The sequence below is a fragment of the Pseudomonas corni genome, from assembly GCF_057128765.1.
This window is the reverse complement of record NZ_JBSKHW010000024.1, coordinates 1-19,893: the sequence shown is the minus strand read 5'-3', so window position 1 is coordinate 19,893 and position 19,893 is coordinate 1. Positions and strand designations below refer to the sequence as shown.

Below are 19,893 nucleotides of genomic sequence, written 5' to 3'. Positions count from 1 at the left end.
TTGCTCCTGTCAGGCGGTCAGGGTGGTGAGGTTGCGGATGATCGCCTGTTGCCCCAATGGAATCTTGTAGGCGTTGTGGCTGTAGGGCTTGGCGCCTTGCAGTGCGATAGCGGCGGCTTTTTCCATGTTCTGCTGGGTCAGCGTCACGCCCTTGAGCGCGCGCTCGGCGTCCAGTGCACGCCACGGTTTTGTACCTACCCCGCCCATGGCGATGCGCGCGTCACGCACAGTGTCGCCGTCCATCACCAGGATCACGGCGCTGGAGGCCAATGCAAACTGATACGAGGCGCGATCACGCAGCTTCAGATAGCCAGACTTGCTGTTGGGCATTGGCGCGTTCAGCACCACATGGGTGATCAGCTCGTCATCTTGCAGGGCGTGCTCTTTCCAGGGGGTCGATCCGGGCAGCAAATGGAAGTCGAGAAAGTCGATGCTGCGCTTGCCCTTGGGGCCTTGGACCTCAACGCTGGCGCCAATGGCCGCCATGGCTACGCACATGTCCGAGGGGTGAGTGGCGATGCATTGATCGCTGGTGCCCAGCACGGCATGCACGCTGCGGTTATGGCCGTCGATGGCGGCGCAGCCTGAACCCGGCTCGCGCTTGTTGCACGGCGAGATGCCGTCACGGAAATAGTTGCAACGCACGCGCTGCATCACATTGCCCGCCGTCGTCGCCTTGTTGCGCAACTGCGTGGTAGCGCCTGACAGCAGCGCTTGGGACAGCACCGAATAATGGCTGACGATATGCTCGTGGTTGGCCAGCGTGGTGTTGGTCACCAACGCGCCGATGCGCACGCTGCCGTCGCTCTGCACTTCGATCTGCTTGAGGGAAAGATGGTTGACGTCGATCACTTGATCGGCTGGCATCACATCAAGTTTGACCAGGTCGAGGAGGGTGGTGCCACCGGCAAGAAAAAACGCCGACGGGCTTTTCGAATGAGTGCTGACCGCCTGCTCGATACTGCCAGCGCGGACATAATCAAAGGCTCTCATCAGGTCACCTCCTGCAGCTTGATACGCGCCGACTGCACTGCCGACAGAATGTTTTTGTACGCGCCGCAGCGGCAAATATTGCCGCTCATGGCTTCACGCACGCTGTGGTCGTCCTTGCCGATGGTCTTGTCCTGCAACACCGCGACTGCGCTCATGATCTGCCCCGAGGTGCAGTAACCGCACTGGTAAGCGTCGTGCTCCCAGAACGCTTCCTGCACCGGATGCAATTTGCCGTTTTTTGCCAGGCCTTCGATGGTGGTGATTTCGTCACCTTCGTGCATCGCCGCCAGCGACAGGCAGGAGTTGATCGCCACGCCGTTAACGTGAATGGTGCATGCGCCACATTGGCCGTGGTCGCAGCCTTTCTTGGTGCCGGTCAGCTGCAGTCGGTCCCGCAATACGTCCAGCAGGGCGGCGTTGGCAGGCAGGTTCAGCGCGTGAGTCTGGCCATTGACCTTGAGGGTCATGCGGCGCTCGTCCTTGGCCGGGGCGTCGGTGTCATCGGCGACGGCTGCCTGGGCCTCGATGGCTTGCATCCATACTGGCGCTGTCGCAGCCGCAAGACTGGAAACGCCGATGGATTTAAGAAAATTGCGTCGCGACGGCACAGTGAAATCAGTCAGGCCGGACGTCGTGGGTTCTGCGGTTTTATCAGGCTGATCGGTCATGTTTTCAGGTTCCTCGTCAGCGTTGAGTCGTCCCGCAAGCTCGACGGTGAGCGAGCTGCAGGGAGCATGCAAAGTTGATGCGCTTGGCAATCATCCAACCCCAGACAGTAGCGAATAGATTGCGCGCGCATTCATGTAAATAAGTGAATGGACTGTGTAGCTTTTCTCACGAATTGCCGACAAGGAGCCGGAGCAGGACTCATGCCAACCAGGCCGCTCGTTTGCGCAAGCGGCCCGGAATGAGGATCAGGCTGCCGCGGCTTCCTGTTTCAGCGTGGCCATGTCGATGACGAAGCGATATTTGACGTCGCCTTTCTGCATGCGCTCATAGGACTCGTTGATGTCCTTCATGGCGATGATCTCGATGTCCGAGACGATGCCGTGCCTGGCACAGAAATCCAGCATTTCCTGGGTTTCCTGAATGCCGCCGATCAACGAACCGGCCAGGCTGCGACGCTTGAAGATCAGGTTGAACACCGATGGCGAAGGGTGCGGATGATCCGGCGCGCCGACCAGGGTCATGGTGCCGTCACGCTTGAGCAGGTTGAGGAACGCGTCCAGATCGTGGGGCGCCGCAACCGTGTTGAGGATGAAGTCCAGGCTATTGGCCTGGGTGGCCATTTCGTCCGGGTTCTTCGACACGATCACTTCGTCGGCGCCTAGGCGCAGGCCGTCTTCACGCTTGTTCGGCGAGGTGGTAAACAGCACCACATGAGCGCCCATGGCGTGGGCGATTTTCACCCCCATGTGGCCCAGGCCGCCAAGGCCCACGATACCCACCTTTTTGCCGGGGCCGACCTTCCAGTGATGCAGCGGCGAGTAGGTGGTAATGCCCGCGCACAGCAGCGGGGCGACGGCGGCCAGATTGGCGTCCTCACCGTGACTGATGCGCAGCACGAATTTTTCCTTGACCACGATGCTGTCGGAGTAACCGCCGAAGGTGTTTTCACCGCCGAATACCGGGCCGTTATACGTGCCGGTGAAGCCGTTTTCGCAATATTGCTCTTCGCCCTCGGCGCAGGAGGCGCAGTGTTGGCAGCTGTCGACCATGCAGCCGACACCAGCCAGATCGCCCACCTTGAAACCTTTGACGCTGGCACCGACAGCCGTCACGCGACCGACAATTTCATGACCCGGTACGGACGGGTAAAGGGTGTTGTTCCATTCGTTGCGCGCGGTGTGCAGGTCCGAATGGCAGACGCCGCAGTACAGAATGTCGATCTGCACGTCATCGGCACCGGGCGCGCGGCGCTCGATCACGAAAGGCTTGAGGGTGTCTTTGGGATCTTGCGCGGCATAGCTGTACGTCTTGCTCATTGCAATCATCTCCACAGAGGCAGAAAGAAAAGTGCGTCAGCATTGAGTGACACGCTTGAGCTGCAAAAGGTCATTAATACCCACGACAGACCCGATGAGCCTGATGAGCCTAGTTCGCAATTAGCGGGTCGATTAACATTCATTTTGCTGCTCATCGGCCGACATATAGCTGCCAGTGCTATGAACGCAGTTGTTAAGTCGTACAAAAGCGACCATCACGTCGTTTATAGACTGCAAATGGCAATATGCCGCTTGCAACAATCCGTCACACCCCATAAAGATAGCCCTGTCGCACGTTGGCAATGGAGCGCCCATGAATTCCCGTGTCTTGAACCCTGATCGACGACCATTGAACCCCAGCAAAGGGGCGTCGGATGCGGTCGTCACCGAGACCGGTTTTGCGGCAGTGCCAGGCCTGCAAGATGACACGATCGAGTGCTTGTTGCGCGCCACTCGGAACGCGGTGCCCACCCTCAATTGGGCGGCATACCGCGCAGGCGAGCATATGCACCTGTTGGGGCAGGGCGACCCATCGATCACTTGGCCGAGACTGATTGCTCGGGATGCCTTCGACGGGTTCTGCGACGAGCTGGGTTTGCATCGCTGGCCGACCGGGCAGGGCGAAAGCGTACTGGGCTGGCTGATCACCTCGGAACCGCATGGGGGCGAGCCGCGGCTGGGCGAATTGGCCGCGCGACTGGGCTTGCATTTGCAAACCGACGCATTGGCGCGTGCGCAGGCGACCCAGCGCGTACTTTACGAGATCACCTATCTGGCCAGTTCCACCCGGGATCGTTCGGAATTCCTGCACGGCGTGCACCAGCAGTTGGCAACGCTGATCGACGCCGAGAACTTCTATCTGGCGCTCTACGAAAGCCACAGCGGCAAAATCACCTATCCGTATTACATCGACATCACTGACGCCGACGCGCTGGAAGCCGAGACCTACGAGTATCTTGATCCCGACCACATGTCCATGACCGGGTATGTGCTCACTAGCGAGCAGCCGTTGTTCGTCAACGCGGTGGACATCCAGCAGGCGCAGGCCCACCAGCGCTTTTACTGCGTTGGACATCGCCCTGAATTCTGGATGGGGGCGCCGCTGAAAAACGCATCCGACGATGTTTTCGGCATGCTGGCGATGCAGGTGTATGACGTGTCCCGGGTCTACAGTGTCGAGGATCGCGAATTGTTCCTGGTGGTCGCACGGCACGTGGCCATGGCGTTGGACCGGATTCTGCACCGTGCTCATCTGGAAGAAACGGTGGCCCGACGGACTGCCGAGCTGTCACGCCTCAATGACGCTCTTCGCAGCGAAGTGGCCGACCGTGAACGCGCCGAACACCTGCAAAGTGCGCTGTTTCAGATCACCGAATTGTCCAGCCAGCCGGGGGACATGGCCGAGCTGTTTCGCAGCCTGCACGGCATTGTCGGCGAGTTGTTGTTTGCGCTTAACTTCTATATCGCACTGTTCGACGACGCTACCGGCGAGGTGACGTTCCCCTATTACGTCGATGAACGACTCACCGAACGCCCGAACCCACGGCGTGGCGAGCGGGGTTTCACCGAGTACGTGATCCGTCAGCGTCGCCCTTGTCTGATCGACAGCGGTGAAGCCCGACGCCTGGAAAGCACCGGTGAAATCACCCTGCAGAACGAGGTCAATCGCTCCAGTTCCTGGCTGGGGATTCCGTTGTTCGAAGGCGATACCGTGCGCGGTGTGCTGGCGGTGCAGAGTTATTCAACCCATGTCAGTTACTCATTGCGCGACCAGGATCTGCTGACGTTCGTGTCACGGCACATCGACACGGCGCTTTCCCGGCGCACGGCGGCAGAGGCGATTCATATCGCTAACCTGCGGCTGGAAGCGCGAGTGCAGGACCGCACCCGCGAGCTGGACGTTGCCAACGCCAAGCTGCAACACGAGAACTCCCACGACTCCCTGACCGGCTTGCCCAATCGCAGCCATTTGCAGCAACAGTTGCGTACGGCGTGGGAGGCGTTCTGCGAAGTGGGGCAGGAGCTGGTGGTGATGTTCATCGACCTGGACCGCTTCAAGATGGTCAACGACAGTCTCGGGCATCATTCCGGCGATCAGTTGCTGGTGCAGGCCGCCGACCGGTTGCGCAGCTGCATGCGCGACAGCGACTTGCTGGCGCGCCTTGGGGGCGATGAGTTTGCAGTGCTGGCCTACGGCGCTCCGCCGGATGTCACCGTGGCGATTGCCGAACGCATTCTGGAGGCGTTCGACCTGCCGTTTTTCATCGACAGCCACGCAGTATTCTCCTCATGCAGCATTGGGGTGGTGGGCGCCGACCGGCAATTCCACCATGAGCCCGCCGACTTGCTGCGCGACGCCGACACGGCGATGTACCGGGTCAAGAATGCCGGGCGCGACAGTTATGCGGTGTTCAACCAGGAAGTGCGGCGCGAGGTGTCCGATCAGATGGAGCAGGAGAGCGCGCTACGCAATGCGCTCAAACGCACGGACGAGTTGCTGCCGTATTTCCAGCCGATCATTGATGTCGAGAGCGGCAAGATACTTGCCCTCGAAGCGCTGATTCGCTGGCGCCAGCCGGATGGACGAGTCGTTGCGCCAGGCCAGTTTCTGCCAGCGCTGGAGGGGTTGCGACTAATCGGTCGTCTGGATTTCTATATGCTGCAAAGCGTGGTGGCGATCCTTGCGCAGCCCGATCATGCCCATTGGCCCACGGTGCATGTGAATTGCTCGAGCTACAGCATCACGCGGCCGGAGTTTTCCAGCGAGGTGCTGGGTCTGCTGGAGTTGCACGGGGTGCAGCCGTCGCGCATCTGTCTGGAGTTGACCGAAGGCGCATTGGTGGCCGAGCCGGACCTTGCACGTCAGGCCATGAAGCATCTGGCCGATAACGGTGTGTCGGTGGTGCTCGATGACTTCGGTGCAGGTTTTTCGTCCCTCAGTTACGTGCATCAATATCACTTCACCGGCTTGAAAATCGATAAGTCCTTCACCCTCGAACTGACCACCAGCTCGCGCAGCCGCGCCATAGTGCGCGCCATCGTGCGGATGGCCGAATCTCTGGGCCTGACCGTCGTGGCCGAAGGCGTGGAAGACGCAGCTACCCTGCAATTGCTTCGGGAAATGGGCGCCGGACAAGCTCAGGGTTATTACTTCTCCGTGCCGCTGCCGCAGGAAGAGCTGGATTTGAGTTCGTTGGGGTGAGGCGAATACCGTCATAGGGCCGCTTCGCAGCCCATCGTCGGCAAGCCGGACTCCTGCGCGCTCCAACGGAGAATCAAGGGAAACGATCGCCGCGCCGTAAACGGATAGGCCCGCGCAGGTCTTCGTCGATCATGACTTCGCTCTCGCCCTGGGTCACCCGGATCACCCCATCAGTCGCCATCCGCTTTGCGACTTCACGCACCTGTGGCATCAGGGCTCGCCACTGGGCGTCTTCGTCTGTCAGCGCACGGGCCACGTCGGAAGGGCAGATTGAGGACGCCGGGCTGCGGTCTGTCAGCAATCCGAGGATGTCGCGTTCGATGTCAGTGTCGGTGAAGGCCATGGCGATTCTCAACGGTAAAAGCCGAATCAGGGTCTGTCACAGTTGAGTCGTCTTGCGCCCGGGTGTTCCCTGTTATGACGGGTGTGATGCCACTTATGCGGCAAGTGAAAACAACGGGCGGCCATCGACTGCCGCTCTCGGCAACCAGATGCCGGTATTTTTCCATTTCCTGCTAACTGCCAGATCTGCGCAGCCCACCGGCCGGGGCTTTAAGCGTCAGGGGGGAGATATGGCACCGGTCTTGCTCAGTACACCCGATGCATCGACAACCACAACAGGAGGTGAAAGATGATTATCGGCAGCAGTGCCCTCCAGCATATCGTTTCGAAGGCCGTCGCCCACACGACCCTCGACACCAGTGACAAGGACGCATTCGCCAGCGCCGCCATGACGACCGTGCCTGTGGCGCCCGTCTCCGGCAACGATGACACGTCGGCACAAAGCGGCACCCAGGAGCAGCCCACCTACGACGAAGCGTTCGCCAAGATGATGGTCAACCTGAAGTCGGCGATGGCCAGCACCACCGACAACGCCATCGATCCGCAAGTGGCGGCAGCGTCTTCGATGATGGCTGGCGCTGACAAGCAAGTGGCGACGACCGACAGCGTGGCGTCAGGCACTTCGGACAGTGTGGACGCGTTGTCAGCCAGTGCCAACAAGGACGCCGCGAGCAGCGTGGGTTCGGCCAAGGACGATTTTCTGGCCTACATGAACCAGACCGACGCTGAAAAAGCCCGTCAGCAACTGACCGGTGTCAGCAAGGAAGAATACGAGGCCATGTCTCCTGAGCAGAAAGCCGCCGTCGACAAGAAGGTTGCCGAGCTGACCAAGGAAAAGGCCGAAGTTGCGCAGCAGGAAATTAAAGCGAAGATTGCGATGGCTAAGGCTGAAATGGCTTGAGGGGTTGATGCAACGGAACAGTAACGGGCAGACGTTTTCAGCACTACGCAACCTGTTGGAGCGAGGCTTGCCCGCGAAGCTGAGGACGGGGAGTGTCAGGTAAACCTCGTCGTCAACTTCGCGAACAAGTTCGCTCCTACACAAGCGTGCCTGCGATCAAACCACCTGATCGCGATACGGCAAGTCCGGACCCACTCGGGTGCAGGTGACGGCAGCGGCAGCGACGGCGAAGTTGAGCATCTCGGTCAGGGTGTCACGGTTCAGTGTCGGCAGGCTCGCGGGGGTGTCCAGGCCACGTTCGGTTAGGAAGGTGATTAACGCCGCCTGGAAAGTGTCGCCCGCGCCCACGGTATCGGCGGTGATGACTTCCCGCGCCGGTACGGACCAGTTGCCTTTGTCTCGGGTGAAGATGCTCGCGCCCTGGCGGCCTCGGGTCATGATCACCAGTTGGCAGTTGTCCTTGAGCCAGCCCTTGGCGACCGCTTCGGCATCCCTGTCGGGATACAGCAGATGCAAATCCTCATCGCTGACTTTGATGATGTGTGCGTGTTCGGCAAACGTGCTCACCTGACTGCGCCACAGCTCGATACTCGGTGCCGGGTTCAGACGCACGTTGGGGTCGAAGGTGATCAAGCGCTTGCCACTTTCGCGCCGAACCAGCGTCAACAGCGCATCGGCCACCGGCTGCACCACCAGCGAAAACGACCCGACGTGCAGGCCACGCACGCTGTCATTCAGCGCTGGCAAGTGCTCAACGCTCAGTGAACGGTCCGCGCAGCCTTCGCCACGAAAGCTGTAATGCGGTGAGCCATCGGCACCCACCGCCACCATCGCCAGAGTAGTAGGCGCGTCGATGTGAACCAGAAACTCATCACGCACGCCTTCTTCTTCCAGCACCGTGACCAGTCGGCGGCCCAGGTAATCGGTGGAAATCCCGGCGAAGAAAGCGGCCTCCACACCCAGTCGCCGCAAGCCCACCGCGACGTTGAACGGCGAGCCACCGGCAATCGCCTGAAAGCCCAGTTTGTTGCTCTGACCGCTGCTGTCCGGCTGGCTGAAAAAGTCGAACAGTGCTTCGCCACAGACGAGATACATAGGTGCTCCGTTAAGGGCGGTCAGACGCCCTGCAATTGATTGCGATAGTGCTGATAAACGCTTTGATAGGCCGCGACGTTCTCCGGGATCGGCCGTGTCTCGCTGCTCGGCTCGAGGCTCACGCAACGCTCGCACAATGCCTGCAACGACTGGCCTTCGCCACTTTCCCGGGACTGACACCACGCCGCCTGAATTGCTGCGCCCAGTGCCGCTGCTTCACTGCCCGTGGTGCAGATCACCGGAGTGTCCATGATGTCGGCGACGATCTGTCGCCACACCGCGCTTTTCGCACCGCCCCCGATCAGGCGAATGTTGGCGCTCTTGATGCCGCTGTCACGCAGCAAGTCCAGACCATAGCGCAGGCCGAAGGTCGTGCCTTCCACCACCGCCCGGCACAGATTGGCCTGGCTCAAATTGGTGCTGTCCAGCCCGTGAATGCTGCCGGTGGCGTGGGGCAGGGCAGGTACCCGTTCGCCATTGAGGAACGGCAACATCAGCACCCCTTGTGCGCCGATCGGAGCAGCGCTGACCGCTTGATTGAATGCTGCGATGTCCAAAGCGAACAGCTCACGAATCGCCCCGGTGGCGTTGGTCAGGTTCATGGTGCAGATCAAGGGCAACCAACCGCCGGATGACGAACAAAACGTCGCCACCGAGGGTTGATTGCTGATGCTGGCTTCATCGGCAAACGCATACACCGTCCCCGACGAGCCCAGACTCATGGTGATCAGCCCCGGCGCGATGTTGCCGGTGCCGATGGCGCCCATCATGTTGTCGCCGCCGCCGCTGGAAACGATGGCCTCGGGGTTGAGCCCCAGGCGTTCAGCGATGGCCGGCAGAATCCGCCCCACCGGCTGATCGGCTTCCAGCAGCTTGGGCAGGGCGTTGACCAAACGGCCACTCGGGTCAATATGGTTGAGAATGTCCAGATCCCACTCGCGGGTGCGCACGTTGAAATAACCGGTGCCGGACGAGTCGCCGTAGTCGCTGCAGCAGCGCCCGGTCAGCCAGTAATTGAGAAAGTCGTGGGGCAGCAGAATCTTGTCGATGCGCGCGAACAGCTCCGGGAACTGCTCCTTGGTCCACAGCAGTTTCGACACGGTATAACCCGGCGCGATGGCGATACCCAGACGCTCCAGCGAACCGGCTTCGCCGCCCAAGTAATCAAGCAATCGATCGTTTTCAGGGGCCGATTCGGTGTCGCACCACAGCTTGGCCGGGCGCAGTACATGGCCCAGATCGTCGATCATCACCAGCCCGTGTTGCTGGCCTGAAACGCCGATGCCCAAAATCTGCGAGCCAGAAATCCCGGCCTGTTTCAGCGCAGCGGCGGTGGCTGACTCGAACGCATTCAGCCACTCTTGAACATCCTGCTCACGACGCCCGTGGGCGCCGCTGATCATGTGGTGCGCGCCTGATCCTTCGCCGAGCACCTTGCCATTGACGGCATCGAGGACGATGGCTTTTGTGCCTTGTGTACCGCAATCGATTCCGAGAAACATGCTCACCTCAGGCGTGTTTGCCCAACAGTTTTTCCAGGGTTTTGCTGACGCCCAGTTGTTTCAGGCTGTTCAGGTTCTTTTCGAACGACGCCACGAACTCGGCGGATTTCGGGATCGCCGCACCGAAGATTTCTTCCACTTCCAGCAGCCGTTGGGTGATCAGCACATCATCGGCCACCAAGGCTTTGCAGAAGTCGGCCCGGGGGTCGACGATCTTGTAGGCCACGCCGTTTTCGCCTTCGTTACCCTGCAAATAAAGCGCCCAGGCCGCGACCACCAATGACGCGCGGTCCAGATTGCCTTCGTCGAGAATCAAGCGGTTGATTGTCGGCACGGTGAACTTCGGAAATTTCGACGAGCCGTCCGAGCACACGCGCTCCAGTTGGTCGGCGATGGCCTGGTTGGAGAAACGCTCGATCAGCGTGTCCTTATAGCTTTCCAGGTCGATGCCCGGCACCGACGGCAATTGCGGGGTGACGTCGCGGTCCATGTAGGTGCGGATGTACTCGACGAACAGCGGATCGTTCATGGTTTCGTGAACGAAGCGATAGCCCTTCAGCGCGCCCAGATACGTCAGCGCCAGGTGACTGCCGTTGAGCAGCTTGATTTTCATTTCTTCGTAGGGCGTGACGTCGTCGGTGAACTGCACGCCGACCTTTTCCCACGCTGGGCGGCCGTTGACGAACTTGTCTTCCAGCACCCATTGCACGAAGGGTTCGCAGACCACCGGCCAGGCGTCGTCGATGCCTTTTTCGTCATGCAACTGCAGGCGGTGGGCGGTACTGGTCATCGGCGTGATGCGGTCGACCATGGCGTTGGGGAAGCTAACGTGTTCGGCGATCCAGTCATGCAATTCCGCGTCCCGAAGTTTGGCAAACGCCAGCAGCGCCTTGCGGGTCACGCCGCCGTTGTGCGGCAGGTTATCGCAGGACATCAGGGTGAAAGCGGGCGTGCCTTCGGCGCGGCGTCGGGTCAGCGCGGCGCACAGATAACCGAACACGGTTTTCGGCGTAGCGGGGTGGGCCAGATCGTGTTGGATCTGCGGCAGTTGGCTCATGAATTCGCCAGTGCTGTCGTCGATGCAATAACCGCCTTCGGTGATGGTCAGCGAGACAATACGAATGTCCGGGCTGGCGAGCTTGTCGATCAGGGACAGGTCGCTGTCGGTGGACATCAACATCTGGTCCATGGCGCCGATGATGCGGGTTTCGGTGTCCGGGGTATCGCCAAGCTCGAACAGCGTGAACAGGAAATCCTGGCTTTTCAGTGCTTCAAAATTGGCGCGGTCTTCTTCGCGCAGGCTGACGCCGCAAATTGCCCAGTCAAGACCTTCGCCCGTGTTCTCTTTGGCGCCGAGGTTCATCAGCGCGTCGGTGTAAAAAGCTTGGTGCGCGCGGTGAAAGCCGCCCACGCCGATGTGGGCAATGCCCTGACGGCGCTGATCGAGGGTGTAGGACGGCAGCACGACGCTGGGGTCTAGCCGGGACAGGTTCTGCTTATTCAGTTTCATGACTTCAATCTCGAAATTGTTCGCGCAATGGCTTTCACACGCGAGGGATCAAGCGGCAACTTGCAGGGCCTTGGTGATGACCTGGCCCTGGGCGTCGAACAAATGGCAATGAGCGCTATCCAGATGCAGCTTCAGGGTCTCGCCGTATTGGCTGGCCAGGTCGCCGCGAATGCGCATGGTCAGGGATTCGCCCGCTTGCGTGCGCACGTGGCAGTAGGTGTCGCTCCCCAGACGCTCGCTGACATCCGCAATGACCGTCAGCAAGCAATCGCCGTCCTTGGCCAGATTCAGGTGCTCGGGGCGAATGCCCAGGGTGACGGCATCGCCAACGCTCTGTTGCGCATTGGTGAACGGCAGGCTGATGGTGGTGCCGGCGTCCAGAGTGACTTCGCAGCCGGTAGCCTGCACCGCGCTGACTTTGCCCTTGAGAAAGCCCATTTTCGGGGTACCGAGAAAGCCCGCGACGAACAGGTTGGCCGGGTGGTGATACAGCTCAAGCGGCGAGCCGACCTGTTCCACTTTGCCGCCGTTGAGCACCACCACCTTGTCGGCTAGTGTCATGGCTTCGACCTGATCGTGGGTCACGTAAATCATCGTCGCTTGCAGCTCTTTGTGCAGGCGCGACAACTCCAGACGGGTCTGCACCCGCAGCGCGGCGTCGAGGTTGGACAGCGGTTCGTCAAACAGGAAAATCTTCGGGTTACGCACGATGGCGCGACCGATGGCGACCCGCTGGCGCTGTCCGCCAGACAATTGCTTGGGCTTGCGCTCCAGCAACGGGCCCAGTTCCAGAATGCGCGCCGCTTCATCGACCTTGCGTTTGATTTCGGCCTTGTCGCCACCGGCCAGATCCAGGGCGAAGGACAGGTTTTTGCCGACGGTCATGTGCGGGTACAGGGCGTAGGTCTGGAACACCATCGCCAGATCGCGCTTGGCCGGGGTGACCTGGGTGATGTCGCGGCCATCGAGTTCGATGGTCCCGGAGGTCACGTCCTCAAGCCCGGCGATCAAGCGCAGCAGGGTGGATTTGCCGCAGCCCGACGGACCGACGAAGACCACGAATTCACGGTCTTTGACGTCCAGGTCGATGCCTTTGATGATCTGGTGGCCGTCGAAGCCTTTTTGTAGATTTCTGATTGTCAGGTTAGCCATGTGGGGCTCCAGTCTTATTCTTCGATGATTTAGAAACGCTCAAATGCTGAATCTACCTGGGCATGCTTGGCCGTCGCTTCTGCCGGAGGCGTAGGAGTCCGGCTTGCCGACGATCTGCCGGGAACCGGCAGCAAAAACTGTGACACCCGGTGGCACAGTACGAACGCATCCTTCAGTTCTGCTGCCGGTTCCCGGCAGATCGCTGGCAAGCCAAGCTCCTACGGCCTGCGGCCAGAATCAAATTTGCAAATTGCTCATTCACTTCACGGCACCAAACGACAGCCCGCGTACCAGTTGTTTCTGGCTGATCCAGCCGAAGATCAGAATCGGCGCGCACGCCAGCGTCGAAACGGCGGACAGCTTGGCCCAAAACAAACCCTCCGGGCTTGAGTAGGAGGCGATCAATGCGGTCAGTGGCGCAGCGTTGGACGAGGTCAGGTTCAGCGACCAGAAGGCTTCGTTCCAGCACAGGATCAGCGACAACAGCGCGGTAGAGGCCAGGCCGCCTTTGCAGATCGGGATCAGCACCTTGAAAATCTCCTGCCGGGTACTTGCGCCGTCCAGCCGCGAGGCCTCGAGGATCTCGCCGGGGATGTCCTTGAAGTAGGTGTAAATCATCCACACCACGATTGGCAGGTTGATCAGCGTGTAGATCACGATCAGTGCAATGCGCGAATCCAGCAGGCCAAAGGTCTTGGCCAGCAGGTAGATCGGCATCAGCACGCCCACCGGTGGCAGCATCTTGGTGGAAAGCATCCACAGCAGCGTGCTTTTGGTGCGCTTGGTTTCGAAGAACGCCATGGAGTAGGCGGCCGGGACCGCGATCAGCAACGCCAGCGCTGTGGCACTGAATGAAATCAGCACCGAGTTCCAAGCAAAGTGGAAGTAATCGCTGCGCTCCTGAATGTGCAGGTAGTTTTCCAGGGTCGGCGTGAAGATGAACTGCGGTGGCGTGGCGAAGGCGTCGATCTCGGTCTTGAAGCTGGTCAGGACCATCCAGAAAATCGGGAAGAAAATCAGCGCCGCGATCAGCCACGACAAGGTGCCGAGCATCAGGCTTTGCAGGCGACGGGATTGTTTGAGCGTCATCATGATCCGGCCCTCAGGACTTGTCGGTGAGGTTTTTGCCGATCATCCGAATCAGGATGATGGCGGCAATGTTGGCGATGACCACGGCGATCAAGCCGCCAGCGGACGCCATGCCCACGTCGAATTGCAGCAGCGCCTGGTTGTAGATCAGGTACGCCAGGTTGGTTGACGCGAAACCCGGACCACCGTTGGTGGTGGTGAAGATTTCCGCGAACACCGAGAGCAGGAAAATCGTTTCAATCATCACCACCACGGCAATAGGACGCGCCAGGTGGGGCAGTGTCAGGTGCCAGAAAATCGCGATCGGACCAGCGCCGTCGAGACGGGCGGCTTCCTTTTGTTCCTGGTCGAGGGACTGCATCGCTGTCATCAGAATCAGGATCGCGAACGGCAGCCACTGCCAGGACACGATGATGATGATCGACAGCAGCGGGTAATTGGCAAGCCAGTCGATGGGCTGCGCGCCAAACAGCTTCCACACCGAGGCGAGAATCCCCGACACCGGATGGAAAATCAGGTTCTTCCAGATCAGCGCACTGACCGTGGGCATGATGAAAAACGGTGAAATCAGCAGCACACGCACGATGCCACGGCCAAAAAACTCACTGGCTTCCAGCAGCGCGGAGATCAAAACGCCGAGGACCACGCTGATCAGCAGCACGCTGCCCACCAGCAGAATGGTGTTAGTGGCGCCGGGCAGGAAACCGCTGTCGGTGACGAAGTACTGGAAGTTCTCCAGGCCGACGAATTCTTCTTCGCCCGGATTGAGCAGGTTGTAGCGGATCAGCGAGAAATAAATGGTCATGCCCAGCGGGACGACCATCCAGATCAACAACAGCAATACCGAAGGACTGACCAGGAACCAGCCGGGCTTGGTCACGCTGCCTTTGGCTTGCGGTTTATCGCTGGACGATTCCACGCGAGGGGGGAGGGTTGAGGTATTCATGGTGACTCCGAACCGGGGCATAAGCTTGAGCGGTGTAACCAGGGGCAAATAAGCCCCCGGATACCGGGACCTGTACTGACTAAGGGTCAGCCTTTTTTCGGGTAACCCGCTCGCTTCATGTCGCGTTCGGTTGCGGTCTGCGCGTTGCTCAACGCGGCGTCCACAGTGCTGGTGCCCACCAGTGCAGCGGAGAACTGTTGGCCTACTGAAGTGCCAATCGCCTGGAACTCAGGAATGGTCACTAACTGGATGCCCACATACGGCACAGGCTTGAGCGTCGGTGCTTTGGGCGTCACAGCTTTGAGCGATTCCAGAGTGATGTTGGCGAACGGCGCGGCCTTTTTGTACTCGTCGGTGTAGGTCGATGCGCGAGTGCCAGGCGGCACGTTGGACACGCCGTCTTTCTCAGCCACAAGTGCGGCGTACTCTTTAGAAGTCGCCCACTGGGTGAACGCCTGAGCGTCCTTCTGGTTTTTCGCGCTGGTCGGGATCGCCAGAGCCCACGAATACAACCAGGCGGAGCCTTTGTCGGTGACTTCGTGCGGGGCATAGGTGAAGCCGACGTTGTCTGCCACTTTGCTCTGGGTTTTGTCGGTCACGAACGAACCGGCGACGCTGGCATCGACCCAGATCGCGCATTTGCCGCTATTGAACAGCGCCAGGTTTTCGTTGAAGCCGTTGCTGGAGGCGCCGGGCGGGCCATTCTTCTTCATCACGTTGACGTAGTAGTTCAGCGCGTTCTTCCATTCAGGCTGGTCGAACTGCGGCTTCCACTGCTCGTCGAACCAGCGCGCGCCAAAGGAGTTGGCGACGGTGCTGATCAGTGCCATGTTCTCGCCCCAACCGGCTTTACCGCGCAGGCAGATACCGTATTGCTCTTTGGTTTTGTCGGTGAGCTTGTCAGCGAATTCGGAGATTTGCGTCCAGGTTGGACGCTCCGGCATGGTCAGGCCAGCGGCTTTGAACAGGTCGGTGCGGTAGTAGGTGATCGAGCTTTCGGCGTAGAACGGCAGGGCGAACAGCTTGCCATCGACGGACAGGCCGTCACGCACTGAAGGGAAAACGTCATCCAGCGCGTAGGACGCTGGCAGATCTTTCTGCTCTTGCAGCCAGCCTTTGGCACCCCAAAGTGACGCTTCGTACATGCCGATGGTCAGCACATCGAATTGCCCGCCCTTGGTGGCGATGTCGGTGGTCAGGCGTTGACGCAGGACGTTCTCTTCCAGGACGACCCACTTGAGCTTGATATCGGGATGCTGTTCTTCGAAGGTTTTCGACAGCCGCTGCATGCGGATCATGTCGCTGTTGTTGACGGTGGCGATGGTGACGTCGCCAGCGTTAGCGGCGTTGGGGAGAGTCAGGGAGAGAGTCAGACAGGTACCAGCAAGCAACACTTTTGCAGAGGTCTTCATTTGTCACTCCTCTTCTGCGTCCGTTGAACGGCAGAAGCTCGGTTATTGTTTTTTTGTTCTTCCGTGATGCCCGAAAGAATGTCAGCTGATTACAACGGTCTGCACGGACGATGACAAATCCTGCGACGCACTTGAACTGATACTATTTTGCACTGGTAGTTCATGCTCCAGCGCGCCAAAACCACACCCCGGCATGGCGCGGCGCAGTTCCAGCGTAGTAGAAGGAGCGGGAAACGGGGTGGATCAGTACAGGTTTTGCTCAGTCATTCGCTGAACGGCAAGGCGCCGGTAGTGCGAAGGCGTCATGCCCTTGAGCTTTTGGAAGCGGCGGTTGAAGTTGGAAATATTATTGAAACCGGACTCGAAACACACATCCGTGACCGGTTTGTCGCCGTCGGCCAGCAGTTCGCAGGACTTGCTGATGCGAAGCCGGTTGACGAACTCGACGAAGCAGCGACCGGTGGCTTGCTTGAACACGCGGGAGAAATAGGTCGGCTTCATGCCCAAGTATTCCGCCACCTCTTCCAACGGCAACTCGCGAGCGTAGTGGGCAAAAATGTAGTCCACGGCCTTGTTAGTGCGATCGACACTGTGCTCGTCAGCCATCTGCGGCGCGGTGGTGCCGGACAGCAACTGGAAATCATCGCTCGCCGCCAGTAACTCCAGAAGAATGAAAAAGTGTCCCAAGCGGGTCATTCCACTGGACTCGGCGATCTTTTGCATCAGCCGGCTGGCTTGTCGAATAGTGCGCTTGCAACGAAATTCGATGCCGTACTGCGCACGCTCCAGCAGCGGTGTCAGGGTGCGCAATTCGGCGAACACCTGATTGCCGCTTTCGAGCAGATCATCGGTGAAGTTCACCAGCATGTCGCGCTTGGGCACGACTTCGTCTTCCTCGATCTGGCTGATCCAGTTATGCGGCAGATTCGGGCCGGTGAGAAACAACGAGTCGGGGTAAAAGTTGCCAATATAGTCGCCGACGAACACCTTGCCGGAACTGGCAGTGATGAGGTGCAGCTCGTATTCCTTGTGGAAATGCCAGCGCACCAGCGGACAGGGAAACCCATGCTCGCGATAGATGATCGACAGGCCATTGTGGTCGTCCATCAGCTCGTAGGAGGGATCGGTGACTCTTGTTGTTTTGGACATGCGGGTGCCGGGAAGATGGGGTGGCGTTGGGGGTAATGTGCACTATTTTTGGGGGTGGTTACATCTGGTTTGATTAATCCAGCACTCCTTCAGGCGCAGACTGGTTCCTCAGTGTGTACTGTACACATCAGTCAATAAGGGAATAGGCTGATGCGAAGCAGGGAGATGATCAAAAAAATTGAAGCGGATGGGTGGTTTCTGGTGGAAGTCCGAGGCAGTCACTGCCAGTACAAACATCCGGTCAAACAGGGTCGAGTTACAGTGCCACATCCCAAAGACGATCTGCCCCGAGGCACTATTCACAATATTCTGAAACAGGCTGGCCTGAAATGAGGGCCGCACCGTCATACGACGAGGCAACTACACACATGAAATTACCTGTCGTTCTGCACAAGGACCCCGACTCGGTATACGGCGTTACCGTTCCGGACATACCCGGTTGTTTTTCGGCCGGTGCCACCGTCGCGCAGGCGCTCGATAACGTCAGGCAGGCACTGGCGTTGCATTTTGAAGGATTGGTAGCCGACGGCGACCCGATTCCTGAAGCGAAGGAAATCGACGTGCATATCCACAATCCTGATTTCGAGGGCGGCGTCTGGGCGGTTGTCGAGTTCGACGTAACCCCTTACTTCGGCAAGGCGGTCCGGTTCAATGCGACGCTGCCAGAGCATCTGCTCGAACGTATCGATGCAAAGGTCAAAATCGATCAGCGCTACAGCTCGCGATCAGGCTTTCTGGCAACGGCTGCGCTCAGAGAACTGCATGAGTAAAACGATCCTCCTCATCGGAATCGGTGCCGGCAATCCCGAGCACATCACGGTGCAGGCAATTAGGGCGCTGAACCGCACGCAGGTGTTCTTCATCCTCGACAAGGGTTATGCCGACGATGAACTGCTGCGCCTGAGAAAAGACATCTGCGAGCGCTACATCGAGAGCAGTGACTACCGCCTGGTTCAGGTGCAGGACCCTCGACGCGAGGACGATCCAGACTCTTACCGCGCTGGCATAGAAAGCTGGCACGAACAACGGGCGGTGTTGTTCGAACGACTGATTGCCGACCAAATCGGCGAGGGCGAGACCGGAGCGTTCCTGGTGTGGGGCGACCCGGCGCTGTACGACAGCACGCTACGGATTCTCGACCGGGTGCTGGAGCGTGGCAGGCAGGTCTTCGACTACGAAGTCATCCCCGGCATTACTAGCGTTCAGGCGCTGGTGGCTCAGCACCGCATCCCGCTCAACCGCATCGGCGAGCCGATCCACATCACTACTGGCCGGCAACTGGCGCAAGGGCAGGGCGCGGACATCGACAATGTGGTAGTGATGCTGGACGCCCATTGCACCTTCGAGCGGTTTGTCGGTGAGGATTTACATATTTACTGGGGAGCTTATCTCGGCACGCCGGACGAAATCCTGATCAGCGGGAAGCTGAGCGAAGTCAGCGAACAGATCAAGCAGGCCCGCAACGAGGCACGGACGCGTAAGGGGTGGATTATGGATACGTATTTGTTGCGGCGGGTGTTGAACTGAGGTTTCAAAGTTCGTGGCAGCGACATTTTGGACTTTTTTCAAATTTGCTGCCGACGCCCGCTATTACTGACATGCCAACTCGCTAATAAATTTGGCAATCTCAGCTCTACTATCTTTCATCATTCGGACTAAGTTGCCATTGAGCGTGCCCTGTTTAGAGCGCTTTGTAGGAGTTATCCGGTAAGTTATGCAGAACTTTCCTGATAATGGTTTCGGGCTGGAATTACGGCTTGTACTGGCCTAGGGTGCAGACTATCAGTCAGTCAGTAAGTCGGAACTATCGATTCGAATCGGTAAGGCATTAATTAAACACTCTGTTTAATGGGCTTAGCTCTTTTATTTGGAGCTGCTCAATCCCACGTTTCGTATTGATTTCAATATATGTTTGAATGTTTAAATGTTTATTCATTTAAACGTCAGCCTGTTTATGCCTGCAGCCAAGGAGGCCTGAAATGCTCAATCCACCGCGCACGTTCTTCGACCACAGCCGCCACACCCTCGTTGTTCGCGGCATCGAAGCGACGCTCGACGTGCTGGCCTTCGATGGCGAAGAACAACTGAGCCAGCCGTTCAAATACCGCATCGAATTCACTTCCAGCGACCACGACATTGCTGCCTCGGACATGCTCAGGCACCAGGCCGATTTCAGCCTCCATGCTGCGCCCCATGATTTGCCGCCGGTGATGCCGTGGGATATCGGCAAAGTCGTTCCGCCATTGCGCACGTTGCATGGGGTGATCACTGGCTTCAAACGCCTGTCCGGGTCAAACGACGAAGCGCGCTACGAAATTACGTTGCAGCCGCGTCTGGCCTTGCTCGAACGCGGCCGGCAGTTCCGCATTTACCAGCATCAGTCAGTGCCGGAGATCGTCGAAAGCATTCTGCGCAGCCGTCATCAGTTCGAAGGGCAGGACTTTGTTTTTAACCTCGTGCGCGAGTATCCCTGTCGCGAACAGGTTATGCAGTACGGCGAGGACGATCTGATCTTTATCCGCCGCTTGCTGGCCGAAATCGGGATCTGGTTTCGCTTCACGGTTGACGAGCGTTTGCGTATTGAGGTGGTGGAATTTCACGACGATCAGCGCCAC

General features: G+C 59.0%; 18 protein-coding genes. 6 read left to right on the top strand and 12 right to left on the bottom strand.

Annotated features, from left to right (window positions below):
• Positions 1 to 9: 9 nt before the first annotated feature.
• From ACWKV9_RS26775 to ACWKV9_RS26765, 3 genes are all read right to left on the bottom strand, one after another.
• Entirely contained in the window at positions 10 to 993 is a 984-nt protein-coding gene (locus ACWKV9_RS26775; protein ID WP_483839124.1) for an FAD binding domain-containing protein, read from the bottom strand.
• The gene (locus tag ACWKV9_RS26770) at positions 993 to 1,661 is read right to left on the bottom strand and encodes a (2Fe-2S)-binding protein (protein WP_483839123.1); all 669 of its coding nucleotides are present in this window, start codon (positions 1,659 to 1,661) and stop codon (positions 993 to 995) included. The genes ACWKV9_RS26775 and ACWKV9_RS26770 overlap by 1 nt, the downstream gene beginning before the upstream one ends.
• Before the next feature lie 246 nt (positions 1,662 to 1,907).
• Entirely contained in the window at positions 1,908 to 2,978 is a 1,071-nt protein-coding gene (locus tag ACWKV9_RS26765; RefSeq protein ID WP_483839122.1) for an NAD(P)-dependent alcohol dehydrogenase, read from the bottom strand.
• 313 nt (positions 2,979 to 3,291) lie between these two features.
• On the opposite strand from ACWKV9_RS26765, the gene ACWKV9_RS26760 reads away from it, so the two are divergent.
• On the top strand, positions 3,292 to 6,180 hold the full coding sequence (locus ACWKV9_RS26760) for a sensor domain-containing phosphodiesterase (RefSeq protein ID WP_483839121.1): 2,889 nt from the start codon (positions 3,292 to 3,294) through the stop codon (positions 6,178 to 6,180).
• Between the two features lie 73 nt (positions 6,181 to 6,253).
• Here ACWKV9_RS26760 and ACWKV9_RS26755 read toward each other — a convergent pair whose 3' ends face one another.
• A complete protein-coding gene (locus ACWKV9_RS26755; RefSeq protein ID WP_483839120.1) occupies positions 6,254 to 6,523 on the bottom strand; it encodes a DUF3253 domain-containing protein in 270 nt (89 codons plus the stop codon).
• Between the two features lie 288 nt (positions 6,524 to 6,811).
• Here ACWKV9_RS26755 and ACWKV9_RS26750 point away from each other — a divergent pair, with 288 nt between their 5' ends.
• Entirely contained in the window at positions 6,812 to 7,423 is a 612-nt protein-coding gene (locus ACWKV9_RS26750) for a hypothetical protein (protein ID WP_483839119.1), read from the top strand.
• A gap of 156 nt (positions 7,424 to 7,579) precedes the next feature.
• On the opposite strand, the gene ACWKV9_RS26745 is transcribed toward ACWKV9_RS26750, so the two are convergent.
• The 8 genes from ACWKV9_RS26745 to ACWKV9_RS26710 form a co-directional block, all read right to left on the bottom strand.
• Complete coding sequence (locus ACWKV9_RS26745; RefSeq protein ID WP_483839118.1) at positions 7,580 to 8,518, bottom strand: carbohydrate kinase family protein; 939 nt, start codon at positions 8,516 to 8,518, stop codon at positions 7,580 to 7,582.
• Between the two features lie 20 nt (positions 8,519 to 8,538).
• Positions 8,539 to 10,020 (bottom strand): xylulokinase, encoded by a 1,482-nt coding sequence (gene xylB / locus ACWKV9_RS26740; RefSeq protein ID WP_483839117.1) that lies wholly within the window; start codon positions 10,018 to 10,020, stop codon positions 8,539 to 8,541.
• 7 nt (positions 10,021 to 10,027) lie between these two features.
• Entirely contained in the window at positions 10,028 to 11,530 is a 1,503-nt protein-coding gene (locus ACWKV9_RS26735; RefSeq protein WP_483839116.1) for a mannitol dehydrogenase family protein, read from the bottom strand.
• Positions 11,531 to 11,578: 48 nt separating this feature from the next.
• The gene (locus ACWKV9_RS26730) at positions 11,579 to 12,682 is read right to left on the bottom strand and encodes an ABC transporter ATP-binding protein (RefSeq protein ID WP_483839115.1); all 1,104 of its coding nucleotides are present in this window, start codon (positions 12,680 to 12,682) and stop codon (positions 11,579 to 11,581) included.
• Between the two features lie 258 nt (positions 12,683 to 12,940).
• Entirely contained in the window at positions 12,941 to 13,774 is an 834-nt protein-coding gene (locus ACWKV9_RS26725) for a carbohydrate ABC transporter permease (protein ID WP_483839114.1), read from the bottom strand.
• A 10-nt stretch (positions 13,775 to 13,784) separates the two neighbouring features.
• Positions 13,785 to 14,717: a carbohydrate ABC transporter permease gene (locus tag ACWKV9_RS26720; protein WP_483839113.1), complete on the bottom strand. Its 933-nt coding sequence runs from the start codon at positions 14,715 to 14,717 to the stop codon at positions 13,785 to 13,787.
• 86 nt (positions 14,718 to 14,803) lie between these two features.
• A complete protein-coding gene (locus ACWKV9_RS26715) occupies positions 14,804 to 16,129 on the bottom strand; it encodes an ABC transporter substrate-binding protein (protein WP_483839112.1) in 1,326 nt (441 codons plus the stop codon).
• Positions 16,130 to 16,372: 243 nt separating this feature from the next.
• Entirely contained in the window at positions 16,373 to 17,278 is a 906-nt protein-coding gene (locus ACWKV9_RS26710; RefSeq protein ID WP_483839111.1) for an AraC family transcriptional regulator, read from the bottom strand.
• 150 nt (positions 17,279 to 17,428) lie between these two features.
• On the opposite strand from ACWKV9_RS26710, the gene ACWKV9_RS26705 reads away from it, so the two are divergent.
• From ACWKV9_RS26705 to vgrG, 4 genes are all read left to right on the top strand, one after another.
• On the top strand, positions 17,429 to 17,611 hold the full coding sequence (locus ACWKV9_RS26705) for a type II toxin-antitoxin system HicA family toxin (RefSeq protein ID WP_483839110.1): 183 nt from the start codon (positions 17,429 to 17,431) through the stop codon (positions 17,609 to 17,611).
• Between the two features lie 35 nt (positions 17,612 to 17,646).
• Positions 17,647 to 18,048 carry a type II toxin-antitoxin system HicB family antitoxin gene (locus ACWKV9_RS26700; protein WP_483839109.1) on the top strand — a complete coding sequence of 134 codons (402 nt, stop codon included), beginning with the start codon at positions 17,647 to 17,649 and terminating at the stop codon, positions 18,046 to 18,048.
• A complete protein-coding gene (cobF, locus tag ACWKV9_RS26695) occupies positions 18,041 to 18,805 on the top strand; it encodes a precorrin-6A synthase (deacetylating) (protein WP_483839108.1) in 765 nt (254 codons plus the stop codon). The genes ACWKV9_RS26700 and cobF overlap by 8 nt, the downstream gene beginning before the upstream one ends.
• A gap of 452 nt (positions 18,806 to 19,257) precedes the next feature.
• Positions 19,258 to 19,893 (top strand): type VI secretion system tip protein VgrG (gene vgrG, locus ACWKV9_RS26690; RefSeq protein WP_483839107.1); only part of this gene is annotated, 636 nt, incomplete at its 3' end.